General features: G+C 42.8%; 13 protein-coding genes and 1 riboswitch. Of the genes, 3 read left to right on the top strand and 10 right to left on the bottom strand.

What is annotated here, in order from left to right:
* Positions 1-10 precede the first annotated feature (10 nt).
* The 5 genes from JMY09_RS00160 to JMY09_RS00140 all read right to left on the bottom strand — a co-directional run bounded on the left by JMY09_RS00160 (position 11) and on the right by JMY09_RS00140 (position 5653).
* Complete coding sequence (locus JMY09_RS00160; RefSeq protein ID WP_201621576.1) at positions 11-1027, bottom strand: hypothetical protein; 1017 nt, start codon at positions 1025-1027, stop codon at positions 11-13.
* 46 nt (positions 1028-1073) lie between these two features.
* Positions 1074-2126 carry a uroporphyrinogen-III synthase gene (locus JMY09_RS00155; RefSeq protein ID WP_201621575.1) on the bottom strand — a complete coding sequence of 351 codons (1053 nt, stop codon included), beginning with the start codon at positions 2124-2126 and terminating at the stop codon, positions 1074-1076.
* 152 nt (positions 2127-2278) lie between these two features.
* Positions 2279-3292, bottom strand: coding sequence for a hydroxymethylbilane synthase (gene hemC, locus JMY09_RS00150; protein WP_201621574.1), 1014 nt, complete (start codon positions 3290-3292; stop codon positions 2279-2281).
* A gap of 221 nt (positions 3293-3513) precedes the next feature.
* Complete coding sequence (locus JMY09_RS00145; protein WP_201621573.1) at positions 3514-4251, bottom strand: LytR/AlgR family response regulator transcription factor; 738 nt, start codon at positions 4249-4251, stop codon at positions 3514-3516.
* 376 nt (positions 4252-4627) lie between these two features.
* Entirely contained in the window at positions 4628-5653 is a 1026-nt protein-coding gene (locus tag JMY09_RS00140) for a histidine kinase (RefSeq protein WP_227677080.1), read from the bottom strand.
* Between the two features lie 227 nt (positions 5654-5880).
* Between JMY09_RS00140 and argH the strand changes: the two genes are divergently transcribed.
* Together argH and JMY09_RS00130 are read left to right on the top strand one after the other, a co-directional pair.
* Positions 5881-7254 (top strand): argininosuccinate lyase, encoded by a 1374-nt coding sequence (argH, locus tag JMY09_RS00135; RefSeq protein WP_201621927.1) that lies wholly within the window; start codon positions 5881-5883, stop codon positions 7252-7254.
* A 324-nt stretch (positions 7255-7578) separates the two neighbouring features.
* Complete coding sequence (locus JMY09_RS00130) at positions 7579-7872, top strand: oxidative damage protection protein (protein WP_201621571.1); 294 nt, start codon at positions 7579-7581, stop codon at positions 7870-7872.
* Between the two features lie 121 nt (positions 7873-7993).
* Here JMY09_RS00130 and phoU read toward each other — a convergent pair whose 3' ends face one another.
* The 5 genes from phoU to pstS form a co-directional block, all read right to left on the bottom strand.
* The gene (gene phoU / locus JMY09_RS00125; protein WP_201621570.1) at positions 7994-8746 is read right to left on the bottom strand and encodes a phosphate signaling complex protein PhoU; all 753 of its coding nucleotides are present in this window, start codon (positions 8744-8746) and stop codon (positions 7994-7996) included.
* 126 nt (positions 8747-8872) lie between these two features.
* The gene (pstB, locus tag JMY09_RS00120) at positions 8873-9652 is read right to left on the bottom strand and encodes a phosphate ABC transporter ATP-binding protein PstB (RefSeq protein WP_201621926.1); all 780 of its coding nucleotides are present in this window, start codon (positions 9650-9652) and stop codon (positions 8873-8875) included.
* Between the two features lie 275 nt (positions 9653-9927).
* A complete protein-coding gene (gene pstA / locus JMY09_RS00115) occupies positions 9928-10821 on the bottom strand; it encodes a phosphate ABC transporter permease PstA (protein WP_201621569.1) in 894 nt (297 codons plus the stop codon).
* 75 nt (positions 10822-10896) lie between these two features.
* Entirely contained in the window at positions 10897-11853 is a 957-nt protein-coding gene (gene pstC, locus JMY09_RS00110) for a phosphate ABC transporter permease subunit PstC (protein WP_201621568.1), read from the bottom strand.
* Positions 11854-12036: 183 nt separating this feature from the next.
* Positions 12037-13182, bottom strand: coding sequence for a phosphate ABC transporter substrate-binding protein PstS (pstS, locus tag JMY09_RS00105; RefSeq protein ID WP_201621567.1), 1146 nt, complete (start codon positions 13180-13182; stop codon positions 12037-12039).
* Positions 13183-13606: 424 nt separating this feature from the next.
* A riboswitch (TPP riboswitch) is annotated at positions 13607-13729 on the top strand.
* A gap of 248 nt (positions 13730-13977) precedes the next feature.
* On the opposite strand from pstS, the gene thiC reads away from it, so the two are divergent.
* Entirely contained in the window at positions 13978-15945 is a 1968-nt protein-coding gene (gene thiC / locus JMY09_RS00100) for a phosphomethylpyrimidine synthase ThiC (protein ID WP_201621566.1), read from the top strand.
* Positions 15946-16032: the final 87 nt, after the last annotated feature.

Genomic DNA, 16032 nt, shown 5'->3' with positions numbered 1-16032 from the left:
AATACCTACTTTATTTGTCATTTCGACCTTTAGGTTGTTGTAATATCTGCGCCGTTACTAACGGGGTCGGGGTCGGTGCATTGGCCAATAGCTTATCGAGCCAGACGATAACTTCTGCTATATTAGTCGGGGTTGCCATACTATCTAAACCATCGGTTTCTGAGAGGTCTACTGGGTTATCTTCTACTGTTTTAGTTTTCGCTATGGCGGGTAAAGATGGTTTTGTTAATTGTTGGCTAGTAGCTACCTTGCCGGTTAGGGTCTGCAGTTGCGTCCGTGCTTGCAATAGGTAATTTGCCAGTTGATCTTGTTCACGCATATTGCTGGCTTGAATGGCCAAATTGAGAGTCATGATCACTTCATGAATAGTTAACTGTTGCCGCGTTAATAAGTTACTCGGTGGTTGCACTGTCTTATTATTATTTATTGACTTAGCACTATTGGGATTGGTAGCATTTTGCCTAGTACTACCCTCATAACTATGCAAGAATTCTTGAATATTTTGAATCGCTAGATTCTGTAGTTGCCAAGAGCTAGGCTGGGCACTTTGCGCTTGCAAATGCTCAATGTCTTCACTGAGACTTTGCTTAATCACTACGGTTAATGCCGGTGCAATCTCATTAGCATTCTGTGACAATTGCCACTGTAAGCCTCGCAGTAAATCGATCGCTGCTTTATAGTCGTTATTAACTAGTAAGCTATCAGTAGCTTGTAGTTGAATACGTAATAAGTTCAGCTGATTTTGGGCTTGATTACCGATAGCAGTGCTAGGGGTTGGTAGCGCCTGCTGACTGATGGCGAATAAGCGATCATCCATTTCATTTAAGCGAGCAGTCACCAGCTCTTTGCTTTTAAAACGCTCATTGACTTGATTTTGGAAGCGTTGCTGACTAATATATAGCCACGCTAAAGCTATGATTAATAATAGAATAATCAACCACTGTAGACGCAGTAATAAGATATTTGCCTGCTGCCGCTGCTGTCCAGCAGTTGGCATTTTGGATGATGGCTTAGATTCGGTTGACATGGCTAGCACCGTAAATGATAAGTTTATAACTACTTAGAGTAAGCTTTCAATCAGCATGTTGAATGGCAGCAACAATAGTAGCCGGCAACAGATCCTCTACTTGTAAGTAATCAAGCTGCTGCTCAGCAAGCATTGCAGCTAAGCGCACACCCAAGACCACATAAATAAAATCTGTCAATTTGGGCAGGTCACTATTTAATTGCTTAGCGCTATTGATAGCAAGATCTGGGCTAGAAAGCTGCGCTTGGCTAACCACTTGTTGCCAATTCTCAAATGCACTACCGCTGCTGATAATGACTATAGTTCTTGGTGAGTATTCTGCTGAGACTGGTAGTAGCGGTTTTGCTGGCTGCGATAATGAGTGCTGCTGCCACCAATGCAGATAGTTTGCTGCCGCCTCATTGGGTATAGTGCGTTGGTACCAAGCGATACTATCGATAGTTACCCCACGTGCTTGTAAAGTATCTACTAATAGTCGTCTACCCCCTAAACCACGCCACACCAGCAGCTTATCACCCGCGCGCAAACCATCAATTTCTGGCATTGCCAACATGCCTTCATTATTGGCAATAGTCGGCTGGCGCACTTGGTAACTGTTGATAGCCAGATGGGCTTGTTGTAGTACTTCAGCAGTAGCCGTCCCTACCGCAATCAGCTCACTAGGTGCGGTCAATTGACTGAGCTGACTGTTGCTAATATCTAAATTAACTTCAGTATTTGAACTATCATAAGCCCTCAAACTAGAGTCAGTACTGCTGACCATATTACTATCTTGCGAACTGCGGCTACTAGCAAGCGCTAGGTTTTCATTGGCTTTATTATGCTTTGGCTGGGCAACAAGTGATTGCCATAGAGCTAAGCCCGCCGCCGCCGCTGTAGGGCTGACGATTACTAAAGCTTGATACTCTCCTGCCAGCCAAGCACGCATAATATCTATATCAGTTGCAGTAATGGCTCTGACTTGCAATGCTAGCATTGGCATATCAATAACCTCAAACCCTGCCGCTTGCAAACACTGAGTCAAAGGTGCGGCGCGCTCTACGGGACGAGTATTGATGACCATCGGCTTCGCTACTTTTTGCGCTAATAGATTATCCATTAAGACACCCTACTATTAAGACACCATGTTATTAAGATGCCATGACCGATAACCCATTTTACGCTAATAGTGAATGACTAGTCTGTACTCACTAGCTAGCGCTTTTATACTAAAGGTATAGTGGCGATTGCACTATGGCGACCGATAGATGATTAAGCTTCTGGATGATAAATCTCTGATAATATAACGCCAGCACCTTGGGCTAATAACAACTTCGCCACCTCAATACCCAACTGATTCGCTTGCGCTTCTTTTTCGCTTTGACTACCACTTAAAATAGTGCGCTTTTCAGATTTTAGCAGCTGGCTACCATCCGGTTGTCCAACTCGTCCGCGCAACCATAAAGTATCCCCTTCTTCATCATTATTCATGTCAGTCGCGTGCTGATCATGTAGTACAGCGAAGGCTGCTATAGGTATCTGACAGCCCCCTTCTAAATGTCTATTCAAAGCACGCTCAGCGATCAAGCGAATACGGGCTTGGTCATCATTTAGTGGCGCTAGTAACGCCAATACTGCAGCGTCTTCCTCACGGCATTCTATTGCTAAAGCGCCTTGTCCAACAGCGGGCAAACAAGTATCAATATCTAGCTCACTGCGTATACGAGCATCTAACTCAATGCGCTGTAGGCCACTAGTTGCCAATATAATAGCATCATAATCACCAGCATCCAGCTTACTCAGGCGTGTACCTACATTGCCACGCAAGCTTTTGATTTGTATATCTGGACGATAAGCTTTAATCTGGCATTGACGACGCAAACTTGCCGTACCAACTACTGCCCCTTGAGGCAATTGGTCTATATTTTGATAAGTATTGGACACAAAAGCATCGGTTGGTGAAGCACGTTTACAGTAAACCCCTAACACCAGCCCTTCTGGCAATTGCATAGGCACATCCTTTAAAGAATGTACGGCGATATCTGCCTGGTTTTCATATAACGCTTGTTCCAGCTCTTTGACAAATAACCCTTTACCACCAATTTTCGCTAGTGGCGTATCCAAAATCTTGTCACCTTTCGTGACGATTTTTAGTAAATTGATGGTCATCTCAGGATATAAGGCCAATAAGCGATCACGTATGTGCTCGGCTTGCCATAGAGCCAAGGGGCTTTGACGAGTGGCAATATTTAGAGTAGTTAAAGGTAATGACTGGACAATACTCATTATAGGCCTCAATAGAATAAGTGCTATATAGTGTTAAAAAACAACGAGTTATATAAAATACATATAGGAAAATATATAGTGGCACAGAAAAATACCCCTATTTAAACATAAATAAGGGTTTGATGATACGACAGGATTGTTTAATGACTTTACAGCGCAACAACCGCCATCAATATCAAGTTATTTACTATTTAGTAGCTTAAAATTAGTAAAAAAAACATTTACATGCTTTGGATTTTTTCTCTTAATGCTGGTAAGTGGCGACGACTAACCGCTAGATTTTCATCGATACCCTTAAAACGCACTTGATACTGGCCAGAATCAACGGTCTCTAGATAATCCAGAAAGCTTAGGTTAATAATAGCATTACGATGGACCCGGAACAGACGGTCACCAAACTCTTGTTCAAGCTCTTTTAGGGTATCATCTATCAGTACAACACCCTCTTTGTGACGAACTTTGACGTATTTTTGATCAGCAGTAAAATAATAGATATCTTCCAACTTAATCAGCTCAACACCTCGATGAGTACGCGCCGCAATATGTTCGCGAATAGGTCGCGCCGTAGGATCTTCAAGTTTGCGAATTTCATTCAGTTGCGCCGCATTTAAATTTTTAGCTTTACTAAGCGCCTCTAAAAGTTCGTCTTTATTGGCAGGTTTTAGCAAGTAACCAATAGCATTAGCTTTGAATGCAATGATGGCATAGTGATCGTAAGCGGTAACGAATATGATAGCTGGCGGATGTTGCAGTTTATTCAACCCTTGGGCGCAAGTTACTCCATCCATTTCAGGCATGCGAATATCCAAAAGAATCACATCAGGCTGCTGTTCTTTTACGGCATTAATAGCTTCTTTGCCAGTCGTAGCTTGAGCCACCACTTGATGTCCTGACTCTTGTACGATTCTGACTAAACGCTCGCGCGCTAAAGGCTCATCGTCACAAACTACAATCCTCATGCAAACTCCTTATTACTACCTATTGAATCAGTTTTAGTTCGTATTGATAAGACAGCGCTTGCTCATTTTGTACGCTAAGTATATCTAACTCTACCCATTAGCATGTAGACTTATAGAACCATTTTATAAAACAGTTATTTAAATACACAATCTTATCTTATTCTGTTGAACCCCTAATAAAATAGGTAAAAATATTACGAACATTAGTTTAATATAAATCAAAAATCTATACTTATAAAGACCCTCTTCTATAGAGGTAATCGATAACATGAGGTGATGTTCTTCAAGCTTCAATTATAGTTATGACTTATACCACTAATTATACTGCAATATATATGCCAGTTTATTAGCTTATTTGCAAACAGAGTGAATATAATTAAAGTGCAACGTCTTGTAAAGGGTAATCGATAGTGGTGATTATCTGTTTATTAGTTACCTTACTCTTTATAAACGCACTTTTACCGAAATATGTTTTTAGGCGTTCATCTTGAACATGAAAATCAACATGGTTATGCAAGTCATAACTTATCATTAAGGTCTTACTAGGTAGCTGTGCAGTGACAGTAAGGGTTACACGGTGCTGTTGCCAAATTACTTTTATATCAATAAAGATAGTCTCAGTAGTCATCTCTACTACATGCAGTAGCATCTTTTCAATTATATTCTGCAGGGTTAAGGCAGTGATGATCATGTCGTACATTATATCATCGTCTGGTAAGTCCCATCTAACCACTAGTTTATCAGCGAGACGACTCGACTCAATAGCCAAATAATGCTCACATAGCGCTACCTCTTCCTCAAAACTTATCTCACGTGCACCATTAAAGCTGGCACGAAACAACGCTGATATGTGCTGTAATAAATCAGCTGCACGGGGTGGATCAGACTCAACCAGAGTCATCAAAGAATTAATAGTGTTGAAGAAGAAATGGGGGGCAATACGCGCCTTAATAAGGTCGTTTTGAACGCTGAGCTTGTATTCAAAAGATTGTTTTAAAGCCATAAGCTCACAATGACGGCGCAAAAAATATAGTAAAAATAATAGAGTGAAACCGCCAGCAATCAACATATTGAATAAAATATTTATGATAAAATCTTGCGGAATATATTCAAGCCAGCCGACAGTGATCCTCATCAACATGACTAAAGATGTGGCGATACCATTAGTAGTAAAAAACAACAGTAGAATATAGAAACTGACTTTTATAGGGTTGCTATACTTGATGACTGGGCGTAGATAATCGATAAGATATAGAGCAGGCAAAATAGCTATTATATTTTGCAAGATAAGACTGGAGAAAGAAATTAAAAAATCTGACCAAGCTATCAGCTCATAGCGGTTGATTATGGTGACAAATAACGACCAAAAAACAATGCACAGCAGCCATTGCCAAAGTGCCATTATATCCATGAGCTTTGGAATAAAAAACTCTAGACGCTCAGCTAGTAAGGCGACCTCATCATTTGCTATACTTGAGCCCTTATTCTTCTGATTTGTCTTGTACCTATATGAACGCCAACTCTTCAAACCTTAGTCATCCTAAGCAAAATGAAAATTCATCTGATTTTAGCACAGATGTTTCTAACCTTAACCATCCTGAGAAAAATAGCTCCTCACCCAGTCAGCAAATGTGGGGCGGGCGCTTTAGCGAAGCTACTGACAGTTTCGTTGCGGCTTTTACTGCCTCCGTAGGCTTTGACCAACGCTTTGCACGCCATGATATCGAAGGCTCTATTGCGCATGCCACTATGCTTGGTGAATGTGACATTCTCACTAAAAGTGAAGTAGCAACTATCATTGATGGCCTAGAACAAGTATTGGCTGAGATTGAGCTGGGCGAGTTTAACTGGTCTATTGAGCTTGAAGACGTGCATATGAATGTTGAGTCACGCTTGACTGACATCATTGGTGCAGTTGGTAAAAAACTGCATACTGGCCGCAGTCGTAATGATCAAGTTGCTACTGACATTCGTCTTTGGTTACGTGAAGAGACTGATAACATTATCGCGCTATTAGTGCGTTTACAGACCGGTCTTCTTAATTTGGCTGAACAGCATACTGATACTATTATGCCAGGCTTTACTCACTTACAGACCGCACAGCCGGTTAGCTTCGGTCATCATGTCATGGCTTGGTTTGAAATGCTCTATCGTGATACCGAGCGTCTAGTTGATGCCCGTCGTCGTATCAACCAGCTACCCCTTGGTAGCGCTGCCCTTGCTGGTACTACTTTCCCGATTGATCGCACTATTACCGCAGAATTACTTGGCTTTGAAGGTATTTGCCAGAATTCATTAGATGCGGTATCCGATCGTGACTTCGCCATTGAATTCACCTCAGCAGCTTCTATTTTAATGATGCATTTGTCACGCATGAGTGAAGAGATTATCTTATGGATGTCAGCACAATTTGATTTTGTGCAGATTCCTGATCGCTTTTGTACCGGCTCATCTATCATGCCACAAAAGAAAAACCCTGATGTACCTGAGTTAGTACGTGGTAAAGCAGCACGCGTCTTTGGTCAGCTGATGACTTTATTAAGCCTGATGAAGAGTCAGCCGCTAGCTTACAATAAAGATAACCAAGAAGATAAAGAGCCGCTGTTTGATTGCGTAGATACCTTAACCGGTTCGCTACTAGCTTTTGGAGATATGCTGCCCAATATCACCCCCAATAAAGAAAATATGCGCGCGGCTACTATGAAAGGTTATGCGACTGCCACTGACCTAGCGGATTACCTAGTACGTAACGGTGTCGCATTCCGTGATGCTCATGAAGTGGTCGGCAATGCCGTAGCTTTGGGTATTAAAGAAGGGGTTGATTTGAGCGATTTATCTTTAGCGCAGTTACAGCAGTTTAGTGCCGCTATCGGTACTGATGTGTTCGAATACTTGACTTTGGAAGGTTCATTGGCGGCACGTGATCACTTAGGGGGTACGGCTCCAAATCAAGTTAAGCAAGCTATTGCTCGCGGACGTACACGCCTAGAAGTTTTTGCTTAATGTCTCAGTTATTTGCTTAATGGCTTGGTTATTTGCTTAATGGCTTGGTTATTTGCCTAGTGGCGCAGTTATTTAACTAGTCGCTTAGGCATTTGCCTAGTGGCTTGATTAAAAGTATCCCTGTATTACTAATTACACCTGCTACGATTGCAGGTGTTTTTATTTGTGTGCTCAACTACTAGCTCTAAATTCAGGATAGCGTCACTCAGATAAATTTTATAACTCGAATAGGCTTTGCTAAGCGCCCTAACCCCTTTATCATAGTTCAGTAACGTTGAAGCAAGCACTTATTTAAACATCCCTTTGAATAACTAGGAGTCCTTTATGACCGAGACCTTTAACCCACAAGCTAATACTGTATTTTGCCGTAAATATCAGCAAGATTTACCAAAAATGCCTCACCCACCCTTTCCTAATAAAAAGGGTCAAGAGCTACAACAGACTGTTTCAGACAAAGCTTGGAAAGAGTGGCTTGAGCATCAAACTATGTTGATCAACGAAAACCACTTAAGTATGATGGATCCTGAAGCTAAGAAATTCTTGACTGAGCAGCGTGATAAATATTTGGACAATCAAGATTATGAACGCCCACAAGGTTGGACGCCGGAAACCAAATAAACAGACTTATGAAGATTTAACAGCGAGCTAGCAAAGCCTCTACTTATTGGTGTTTTATAGGCAACCAAACCGCTAGTGCTTTGTGCTGCTAATATTATTTACTGCTAATAGCCAGCCTATATTAGCAATTATTAGCAGCACTGTCTTTATCGCTGTCCGCTTTACCAGCATCATCAACCGCTTGTTGCACAGTGGCAAAGTCACTATGGCGCACATCAGTGCCACTACTGATATAAATCACTAATTCGGCAATATTGCGTGCATGATCCCCAATACGTTCCAGCGCACGCAATACCCACATCAAATTGATCACTTGACTAATTTGGCTAGCATCTGCCATGACATAAGTCATCAAGGCGCGAATAGCAGACTGATATTCAAAGTCCACTTCATTGTCACTACGCATTACCTCAAAAGCGCTATCTGCCTTTAAGTATTCAAATGACCTCAGTGCATTACTGAGCATGACTCTTACTTGGTTACTCAAATGCTGGACTTCATGGTAGCAATAAGTATGGCTATTAACCTTGGCAATTTGCTGCGCCATATGGGCAATTTTTACCGCTTCATCGCCAATACGCTCTATGTCAACAACCCCTTTACTCACTGCCATCACATAACGTAAATCGCGCGCGGCTGGCTGCCGCTTAGCAACTAGTAATAATATATGCTCATCAATCTGCACTTCTAACTGATTAATGGCGCTGTCCTTCTCAACTACTTGTCGCGCTAACAACATATCACTCTCTAACAAAGCTTGCATCGCTTGCGCTACTTGATTGCTAGCCAGCATCCCCATCTCTAAAAACAAATCGGTGCTTGCGCTCAAGTCTTGGTCAAAACTTTTGGAGGTATGAGACATCTGATTAGGCATAATTATTCTCAGTAAGTGGTCTTTTTAATAAAGAATAGTATTTATGAAGAGCAGTTTTAATAAATAGCTACGTTAATAAAAGCTGTGTCGATAAAAGCTATTATTAACAGCAATGGTTGTCAGCGGTTAGCCATAACGGCCAGTAATATAATCTTCTGTCGCTTGCTGACTAGGATTAGTAAATATCTGATCGGTTTTGCCCATTTCGACCATATCTCCTAAGTACATATAAGCCGTGTGATCAGAAATTCGTGCCGCTTGCTGCATATTATGGGTGACGATAGCGATGGTATAATCCTGTTTTAGATCTTCTATCAAATCCTCAATAGCCCCTGTCGATATAGGGTCTAGCGCAGAAGTTGGCTCATCGAGTAACAAGACTTCAGGCTTAGTCGCCACCCCACGTGCTATACAGAGCCGTTGCTGCTGACCACCAGATAGTGATAGCCCAGAAGCTTGTAACTTGTCTTTTACTTCGTCCCATAATGCCGCTTTTCTAAGCGCCCACTCAACCCGATCTACTAGCTCAGCTTTTGACATTTTTTCGTACAGTCTTACCCCAAATGCCACATTGTCAAAGATAGACATTGGGAAGGGGGTTGGTTTTTGGAATACCATGCCAACCTTGGCACGTAGCAAATTAACATCCATTGATTTTGCTAATACATCGTGACCATCGAGATAGATTCCCCCTTCGGCGCGCATATTAGGGTACAAATCATACATGCGGTTAAAAGTACGCAGTAGCGTTGATTTACCACAGCCAGAAGGACCAATAAACGCGGTAACTTGCTTTTCTGGAATATCAATAGAGATGTCTTTTAGCGCACGAAAGCTACCGTAGTAAAAGTTAAGATCACGTATTTGAATTTTGGCAGGAGCTTGCGGTTCTACTACGGCTGCCATAATGCTAGCATTGCTACTGATTACTGGGGCAGTGTTATGCGCAGTAACGAAAGGGCGTGGCACTGCGATAGTTGGCGAAGTCTTTTTAGTAGAGCGTTTAATAGTGTCAGTCATGGTCTAGCTCCTGATTGCTAATTACTGATTCTGGATATCGATTATTAGTTATTAATTAAGGGTCATCTTCAATAAATATTATAGTAACTGCTAGTAGTAGTTCGCTGCTGGCTAGTGCTAAAGCCATTGATTAGCACAGCTCATTGGTTGCACCAGCCAAATTAGCTGTATTCTTTGCCACCTATATAGCGAGCTGCCACGTTCAAGGTCAGCACAGTAAAGGTAATAAGCAACGCTGCGGCCCAAGCAAGAGCATGCCAATTATCATAAGGACTCATAGCGAATTGATAAATAGTATTGGGCATATTACCCATCGCCTTACCCATATCCAGACTGAAATATTGGTTGTTTAAAGCGGTAAATAACAGCGGTGCAGTCTCACCAGTGATACGGGCAAAAGCCAGCAATACCCCAGTAGTTAGACCTGCCCGCGCCGCTTTCATAGTTACGCCTAATACTAACTTCCACTTCGGTGTGCCCAGCGCGTAAGCGGCTTCACGCAGTTGATTAGGCACTAATAGCAGCATACTTTCGGTAGTTCTTACTACTACTGGTATCACAATAAGTGCCAAGGCAAAAGCGCCAGCCCAGCCTGAAAAGCTATAGTTTTTGACTAATAATGCGTAGATAAATAGACCAATCACAATCGATGGCGCAGAGAGTAAAATATCATTCAAAAAACGTATAACTTGTCCCAAGCGATTACCGTGCGAGAATTCAGCTAAATAAACCCCAGCCAGCAACCCAATTGGCGCCCCAATAAACAGGCCAGAACCAGCAATCATCACTGACCCAATGATGGCGTTACGCAAGCCACCATCAGTCAACGGTGGCGGTGTATCAGCTGTGAATACTGGCATCTCAAGCAGGCCATGCATCCCTTCAACGCCTAAAGTTATCAAAATCCACGTCAGCCAAAACAGCCCAAATATCATAGCGGAAGCGGCAAACCCTAAGCCTACTTTGTTCAGCAAGCGTCGGCGACGATACAAGCCTCGATCAGTAGTGACAGCAGCAGCATTTTTGGCAGGATTAATAGTGGATAACGCTGGCATGTTGCAAGTTCCTTATTAATTGAAGCAAGTTTAAAACCAGTCTATTAAATGGTTATAAAAGTCTATTATTAATGCTTATTGTCCAGCACGCTTATCCATACCACGTAACATCAAGCGCGAAATCGATAGCACCACAAAAGTAATCATGAATAAGATTAATCCTAAATGTAACAAAGATGATAGATGCAATGGATCTGACGCCTCGGCAAACTCGTTGGCCAAGGCTGAAGTAATAGATACTCCTGACGCAAACATGCTAGAGTTAATATTGAAGGTATTACCGATCAAAAAAGTTACTGCCATAGTCTCGCCTAACGCTCGCCCTAACCCTAAGATCACGCCACCGACTACCCCAGTCTTGGTATAAGGAAGGATAATCTTAAACATCACTTCCCAAGTAGTAGCGCCCATGCCATAAGCTGATTCTTTTAGCAGGGCTGGCACTACAGAAAATACGTCACGCATAGTAGCCGCAATAAAAGGAATGATCATGATGGCTAGTACTAAAGAGGCGGTAAATAAGCCAATGCCCATTGGAGCACCAATGAATAGCTTACCTATGATCGGCAGACTGCCTAAATTTTCGGTAAGCCAAGGCTGAATATTATTGCCGAAGAAGGGAGCGAATACGAATAAACCCCACATACCATAAATGATAGAGGGAATACCAGCTAGCAACTCAATGGCGATACCTAATGGCTTTTTAAGTACAGGAGGACAAAGCTCAGTTAAGAATATAGCGATACCAAAACTGACTGGTACAGCGATGACTAACGCCATAACTGAGGTAACTATCGTGCCATAGATAGGAGCTAGTGCCCCGTACTCATTAGCCACTGGATCCCAGTTATTACTAGTATAAAAGTCTAGTCCAAACGCTTGCATACTCGGCCAAGCGCCAATAATTAACGATAGTAAAATCGCTCCTAAGCTAGCTAGTACAAACAGTGCCGCCGCTTTAGTAGTATTAACAAATATCGCATCTAAACGCTTTTGTTTATTCAATTGCGTTTGCAAGTTAGACCCTGCCATAACTGCCCCAATAATCGCTGTGATAGATGATGTGGTTTTTATTGTGTTTTAATTATTATATTTATTATTATAAATGTCGCCTTAAGCACCATTTAGCAACAAACAGCGCTACTTATACTTGAGTTATAGCTGAGCAAAAGTATTTGATCAGCTATGACTATCAGCTAAGACTAGTATCCAAGCTTAGGGGGCAGTGTAGACAGGCTTACCATCAGTACCGACTACTTGTTTCCAGCTATCTTTAAACAAGGCCACAGCTTTGTCAGAGAATGGTACATAGTCAAGCTCAGTTGCTGCAGCATCACCTTGGTCATACGCCCAGTTAAAGAAGTTCAGCACGCCGGCCACTTGCTTAGCATCCTTTGGCTGCTTATGTACCAAGATAAAAGTAGCAGCTGCTATTGGCCAAGCTTCAGCAGTTTCAGAGTTGGTTATCACTTTATAAAAACCTGCTTGCTGTGACCAATCGATATCCCCTGCTGCTGCAAAGCTTGCCGATGAAGGCTGCACTACATTACCGGCAGCATTTTTAAGCGCTACATGAGCCATGTTATTTTGCTTAGCGTAGGCATATTCAACGTAACCGATAGAGTTAGCCATACGACTCACATAACTGGCAACGCCTTCATTACCTTTGCCGGCAGCGCCGCGATCAGAGGTTGGCCATTTGACAGTCTTATCGACACCAACACTACTCTGCCACTCTGGCGATACTTTGGCTAAATAATCAGTAAAGTTAAAAGTCGTGCCCGAGCCATCTGAGCGAAATACGGTAGTAATTGGGCTATCGGGTAATTTTAAATCTGGATTTAATTGCACGATGGCAGGGTCATTCCATTTATTAATCTTGCCTAAATAGATATCAGCCAATACTTTGCCATCTAGCTTGAGCGCGCCCGGCTCAATACCTTTAATATTGACTACTGGTACTACGCCACCGATGACCATCGGAAACTGAATCAACCCTGCTGCTTCCAATTCTTCTGGCGTTAACGGGGCATCTGATGCACCAAAATCAACAGTGCCAGCAGTAATTTGCTTGATACCACCTGATGAACCAATAGACTGATAATTGACTTGTCCGCCTGTAGCACCGTTATAGTCGGCTGACCACTTGGCATAGATAGGCTGTGGAAATGAGGCGCCAGCGCCAGTGATGCTCATGGATATGTTATCGTTTACTGCTGCTGGCTTAGTTTCGCTGCCAGTCTTTTCAGTAGTAGTAACCGCTGCGCTGTCTTTGGCTGATTCAACGCTATCGGTTGATTTATTACAGGCGGTAAGCATCAAGGTACAACTAACTGCTATTGCCAATACTGAATAACGCATGTGATGCTCCTAAAGTTTGACCAATAAAATAAATAATGACTGTTGATGTCGAATGATGTGAACTATTGATGTGAGCTAGTTTGCCAAGCTTTGATGACAGTTCGATGACGGTTTTATGACAGTTCAATGACAATGTAAGCAGATATAAACAGGAAAGTAGTTTGAAAGCATTGCAGGGTAGTTAGTCCTATTTGAAGTTATTGCAGGGTAGTTAGTCCTAGTAGTTGGCAGCCTCTACTTGGTTTGACTCTAGGATTGCTAAAGCGGGTTAGAAAATTTATAGCAATCGCTCTGTGCTCAATACTCAAAGGATTGCAGCTCAAAAGCTTTGCTGGGGAGCTGAAAGTTATTAATATTAGTGATATGAACAAATAGCATTAGCCGTTAAGGGAGAAGTTTGCTAGTATCAAGGTGATTTACAACACTGACAGACTCGGGGTGCGGTGTAGTTGACTGGATAATAAGCCGTCATGCTACATTCGCTGAGAGATCACCCGCCGAACCTGATGCGGTTAGTACCGACGCAGGGAAGTCTCAAGCTTATGTTATACATACAAAGGGCACGCAGAAATGCCTGTTTATTATCAGTCTACTGCTCAGTTATAGAATACTGATGCTGTAGAGCTGTGGTTAATAATCAGTAGTGTCCACCAATCCTTTTTAGCTTATCCGCTATTAATAGCGGTGATGGCGTGATTTTCAAAATTGTGATTGAATTTGTTGCTATGACCAATGCTTACTCCGCAGCTACTGGCGGTGTTGCCTTTTCTTTTAGACAACATCCTAGGACAGCATATGACCATCTCAACACCTACTTCAAGCCTTGGCTCAAAAGCCACTCCAAACATCAATACACCTAGCGCCAGCACTTACCTAGCAAATGCAGCCAGCTCAACTAACTCCGGTTCAGATCAAAAATCAAATAAAAAAGCCGATGCTTTTAAAACACCTGCCCATCGCAGCGCGGCTGATGCTCGTTTTGAAGAAGATGCTCGCGACTTGCATCGTATCCTACCCGCCTCGCATAAAGTCTATATCGAAGGCTCAAGACCTGATATCCAAGTGCCAATGCGTCAAATCAGCTTGGCAAATACTCCAGTAGAAGGCATTCCTGAGAGTGATTGGCAGCAGAACCCAGCGTTTTATGTCTATGATACTTCTGGCGTCTATACTGATCCCAGTGTGCAAATCGACTTGACTCGTGGTCTGCCTAAATTGCGTCAAGGCTGGATAAATGAACGTGCTGATAGCGAACAACTCAGTGGTTTATCTAGCTCATACGGACTAGCGCGCGCACGCGATATCAGCACTGCTAACTTAAGATTCGCTCATATCGATAAGCCACGCCGTGCTAAGACTGGCGCTGACCACAGCGGCAACATCACTCAGATGCACTACGCTCGCCGCGGTATCATTACTCCTGAAATGGAATACATCGCTATTCGCGAAACCCAAAAGCAGCACGAGCTAACCGATATGCGCCAACATGACGGCGAAAGTTTCGGTGCTAATACTCCTACGATTATCACCCCAGAGTTTGTCCGCAGTGAAGTAGCCGCTGGTCGCGCCATTATTCCTAATAATATTAACCACCCTGAATCTGAACCGATGATTATCGGACGCAATTTTTTGGTTAAAATCAATGCCAATATCGGTAACTCAGCATTAGGCTCTTCAATCGATGAAGAAGTGTCAAAGATGACTTGGGCGACGCGTTGGGGCGCAGATACCATCATGGATTTATCAACTGGTAATCACATTCACGAAACTCGTGAATGGTTGATTCGTAACTCACCGGTGCCTATTGGTACTGTACCTATTTATCAGGCACTAGAAAAAGTCGATGGTGTCGCTGAAGACTTAACGTGGGAGATATTCCGCGATACTCTAATTGAGCAAGCCGAACAAGGCGTCGACTATTTTACTATCCATGCTGGGGTGCTACTGGAATATGTACCGCTAACTGCTGGACGCTTGACTGGTATCGTCTCACGTGGTGGCTCCATCATGGCCCAGTGGTGCATAGCCCATCAAAAACAGAATTTTTTATATACCCATTTTGCAGACATATGCGAAATTATGAAGCAGTATGATGTGGCCTTTAGTTTGGGTGATGGCTTGCGCCCTGGCTGTCTACAAGACGCTAATGATGCGGCACAATTTGGTGAACTGCGTACCCTTGGTGAAGTCACTAAAATCGCTTGGGAGCATGATGTACAAGTGATGGTAGAAGGTCCAGGTCACGTAGCAATGAACCGTATTAAAGAGAACATGGACTTACAACTTGAGCTCTGTGCTGATGCCCCATTCTACACTTTAGGGCCTTTGACCACGGATATCGCACCGGGTTATGACCATATTACTAGTGCTATCGGGGCGGCGATGATCGGCTGGTTTGGTACCGCTATGCTATGTTATGTGACGCCAAAAGAGCACTTAGGCTTGCCTAATAAGAAGGATGTTAAAGACGGCATTATCACTTATAAGATTGCTGCTCATGCCGCTGACCTGGCCAAAGGTCATCCTGGTGCACAAGCACGTGACAATGCCTTATCAAAAGCCCGCTTTGAATTCCGCTGGGATGACCAGTTCAATCTAGCACTCGATCCCGATACTGCCCGTGAGTTCCATGATGAAACCTTACCGAAAGACGCACATAAGTCTGCACATTTTTGCTCGATGTGCGGGCCAAAATTCTGTTCGATGAAAATTACGCAAAACGTGCGGGAGTATGCAGCTGGTTTGCAGAGTAAAAAATCCTAATATTTTTTTAGAAAATACTTAGCTAGTCAATAAGATTTATTTCATTATGGAAAAAGCCCTGCTCTTTAATTAGCAGGGCTTCTTGTG

Origin of the sequence: Psychrobacter urativorans (genome assembly GCF_904846695.1) — a bacterium.
Taxonomy (GTDB): domain Bacteria; phylum Pseudomonadota; class Gammaproteobacteria; order Pseudomonadales; family Moraxellaceae; genus Psychrobacter; species Psychrobacter urativorans.
Note: the sequence above shows the minus strand (reverse complement) of the source record. Positions and strands in the feature narration are given on the sequence as shown.

Excerpts from the sequence above, each read along its gene's own strand:
- JMY09_RS00160 (WP_201621576.1), bottom strand. The coding sequence starts at position 1,027 with ATGTCAACCGAATCTAAGCCATCATCCAAAATGCCAACTGCTGGACAG.
- JMY09_RS00155 (WP_201621575.1), bottom strand. The coding sequence starts at position 2,126 with ATGGATAATCTATTAGCGCAAAAAGTAGCGAAGCCGATGGTCATCAAT.
- hemC (WP_201621574.1), bottom strand. The coding sequence starts at position 3,292 with ATGAGTATTGTCCAGTCATTACCTTTAACTACTCTAAATATTGCCACT.
- JMY09_RS00145 (WP_201621573.1), bottom strand. The coding sequence starts at position 4,251 with ATGAGGATTGTAGTTTGTGACGATGAGCCTTTAGCGCGCGAGCGTTTA.
- JMY09_RS00140 (WP_227677080.1), bottom strand. The coding sequence starts at position 5,653 with ATGGCACTTTGGCAATGGCTGCTGTGCATTGTTTTTTGGTCGTTATTT.
- argH (WP_201621927.1), top strand. The coding sequence starts at position 5,881 with ATGTGGGGCGGGCGCTTTAGCGAAGCTACTGACAGTTTCGTTGCGGCT.
- JMY09_RS00130 (WP_201621571.1), top strand. The coding sequence starts at position 7,579 with ATGACCGAGACCTTTAACCCACAAGCTAATACTGTATTTTGCCGTAAA.
- phoU (WP_201621570.1), bottom strand. The coding sequence starts at position 8,746 with ATGCCTAATCAGATGTCTCATACCTCCAAAAGTTTTGACCAAGACTTG.
- pstB (WP_201621926.1), bottom strand. The coding sequence starts at position 9,652 with ATGGCAGCCGTAGTAGAACCGCAAGCTCCTGCCAAAATTCAAATACGT.
- pstA (WP_201621569.1), bottom strand. The coding sequence starts at position 10,821 with ATGCCAGCGTTATCCACTATTAATCCTGCCAAAAATGCTGCTGCTGTC.
- pstC (WP_201621568.1), bottom strand. The coding sequence starts at position 11,853 with ATGGCAGGGTCTAACTTGCAAACGCAATTGAATAAACAAAAGCGTTTA.
- pstS (WP_201621567.1), bottom strand. The coding sequence starts at position 13,182 with ATGCGTTATTCAGTATTGGCAATAGCAGTTAGTTGTACCTTGATGCTT.
- thiC (WP_201621566.1), top strand. The coding sequence starts at position 13,978 with ATGACCATCTCAACACCTACTTCAAGCCTTGGCTCAAAAGCCACTCCA.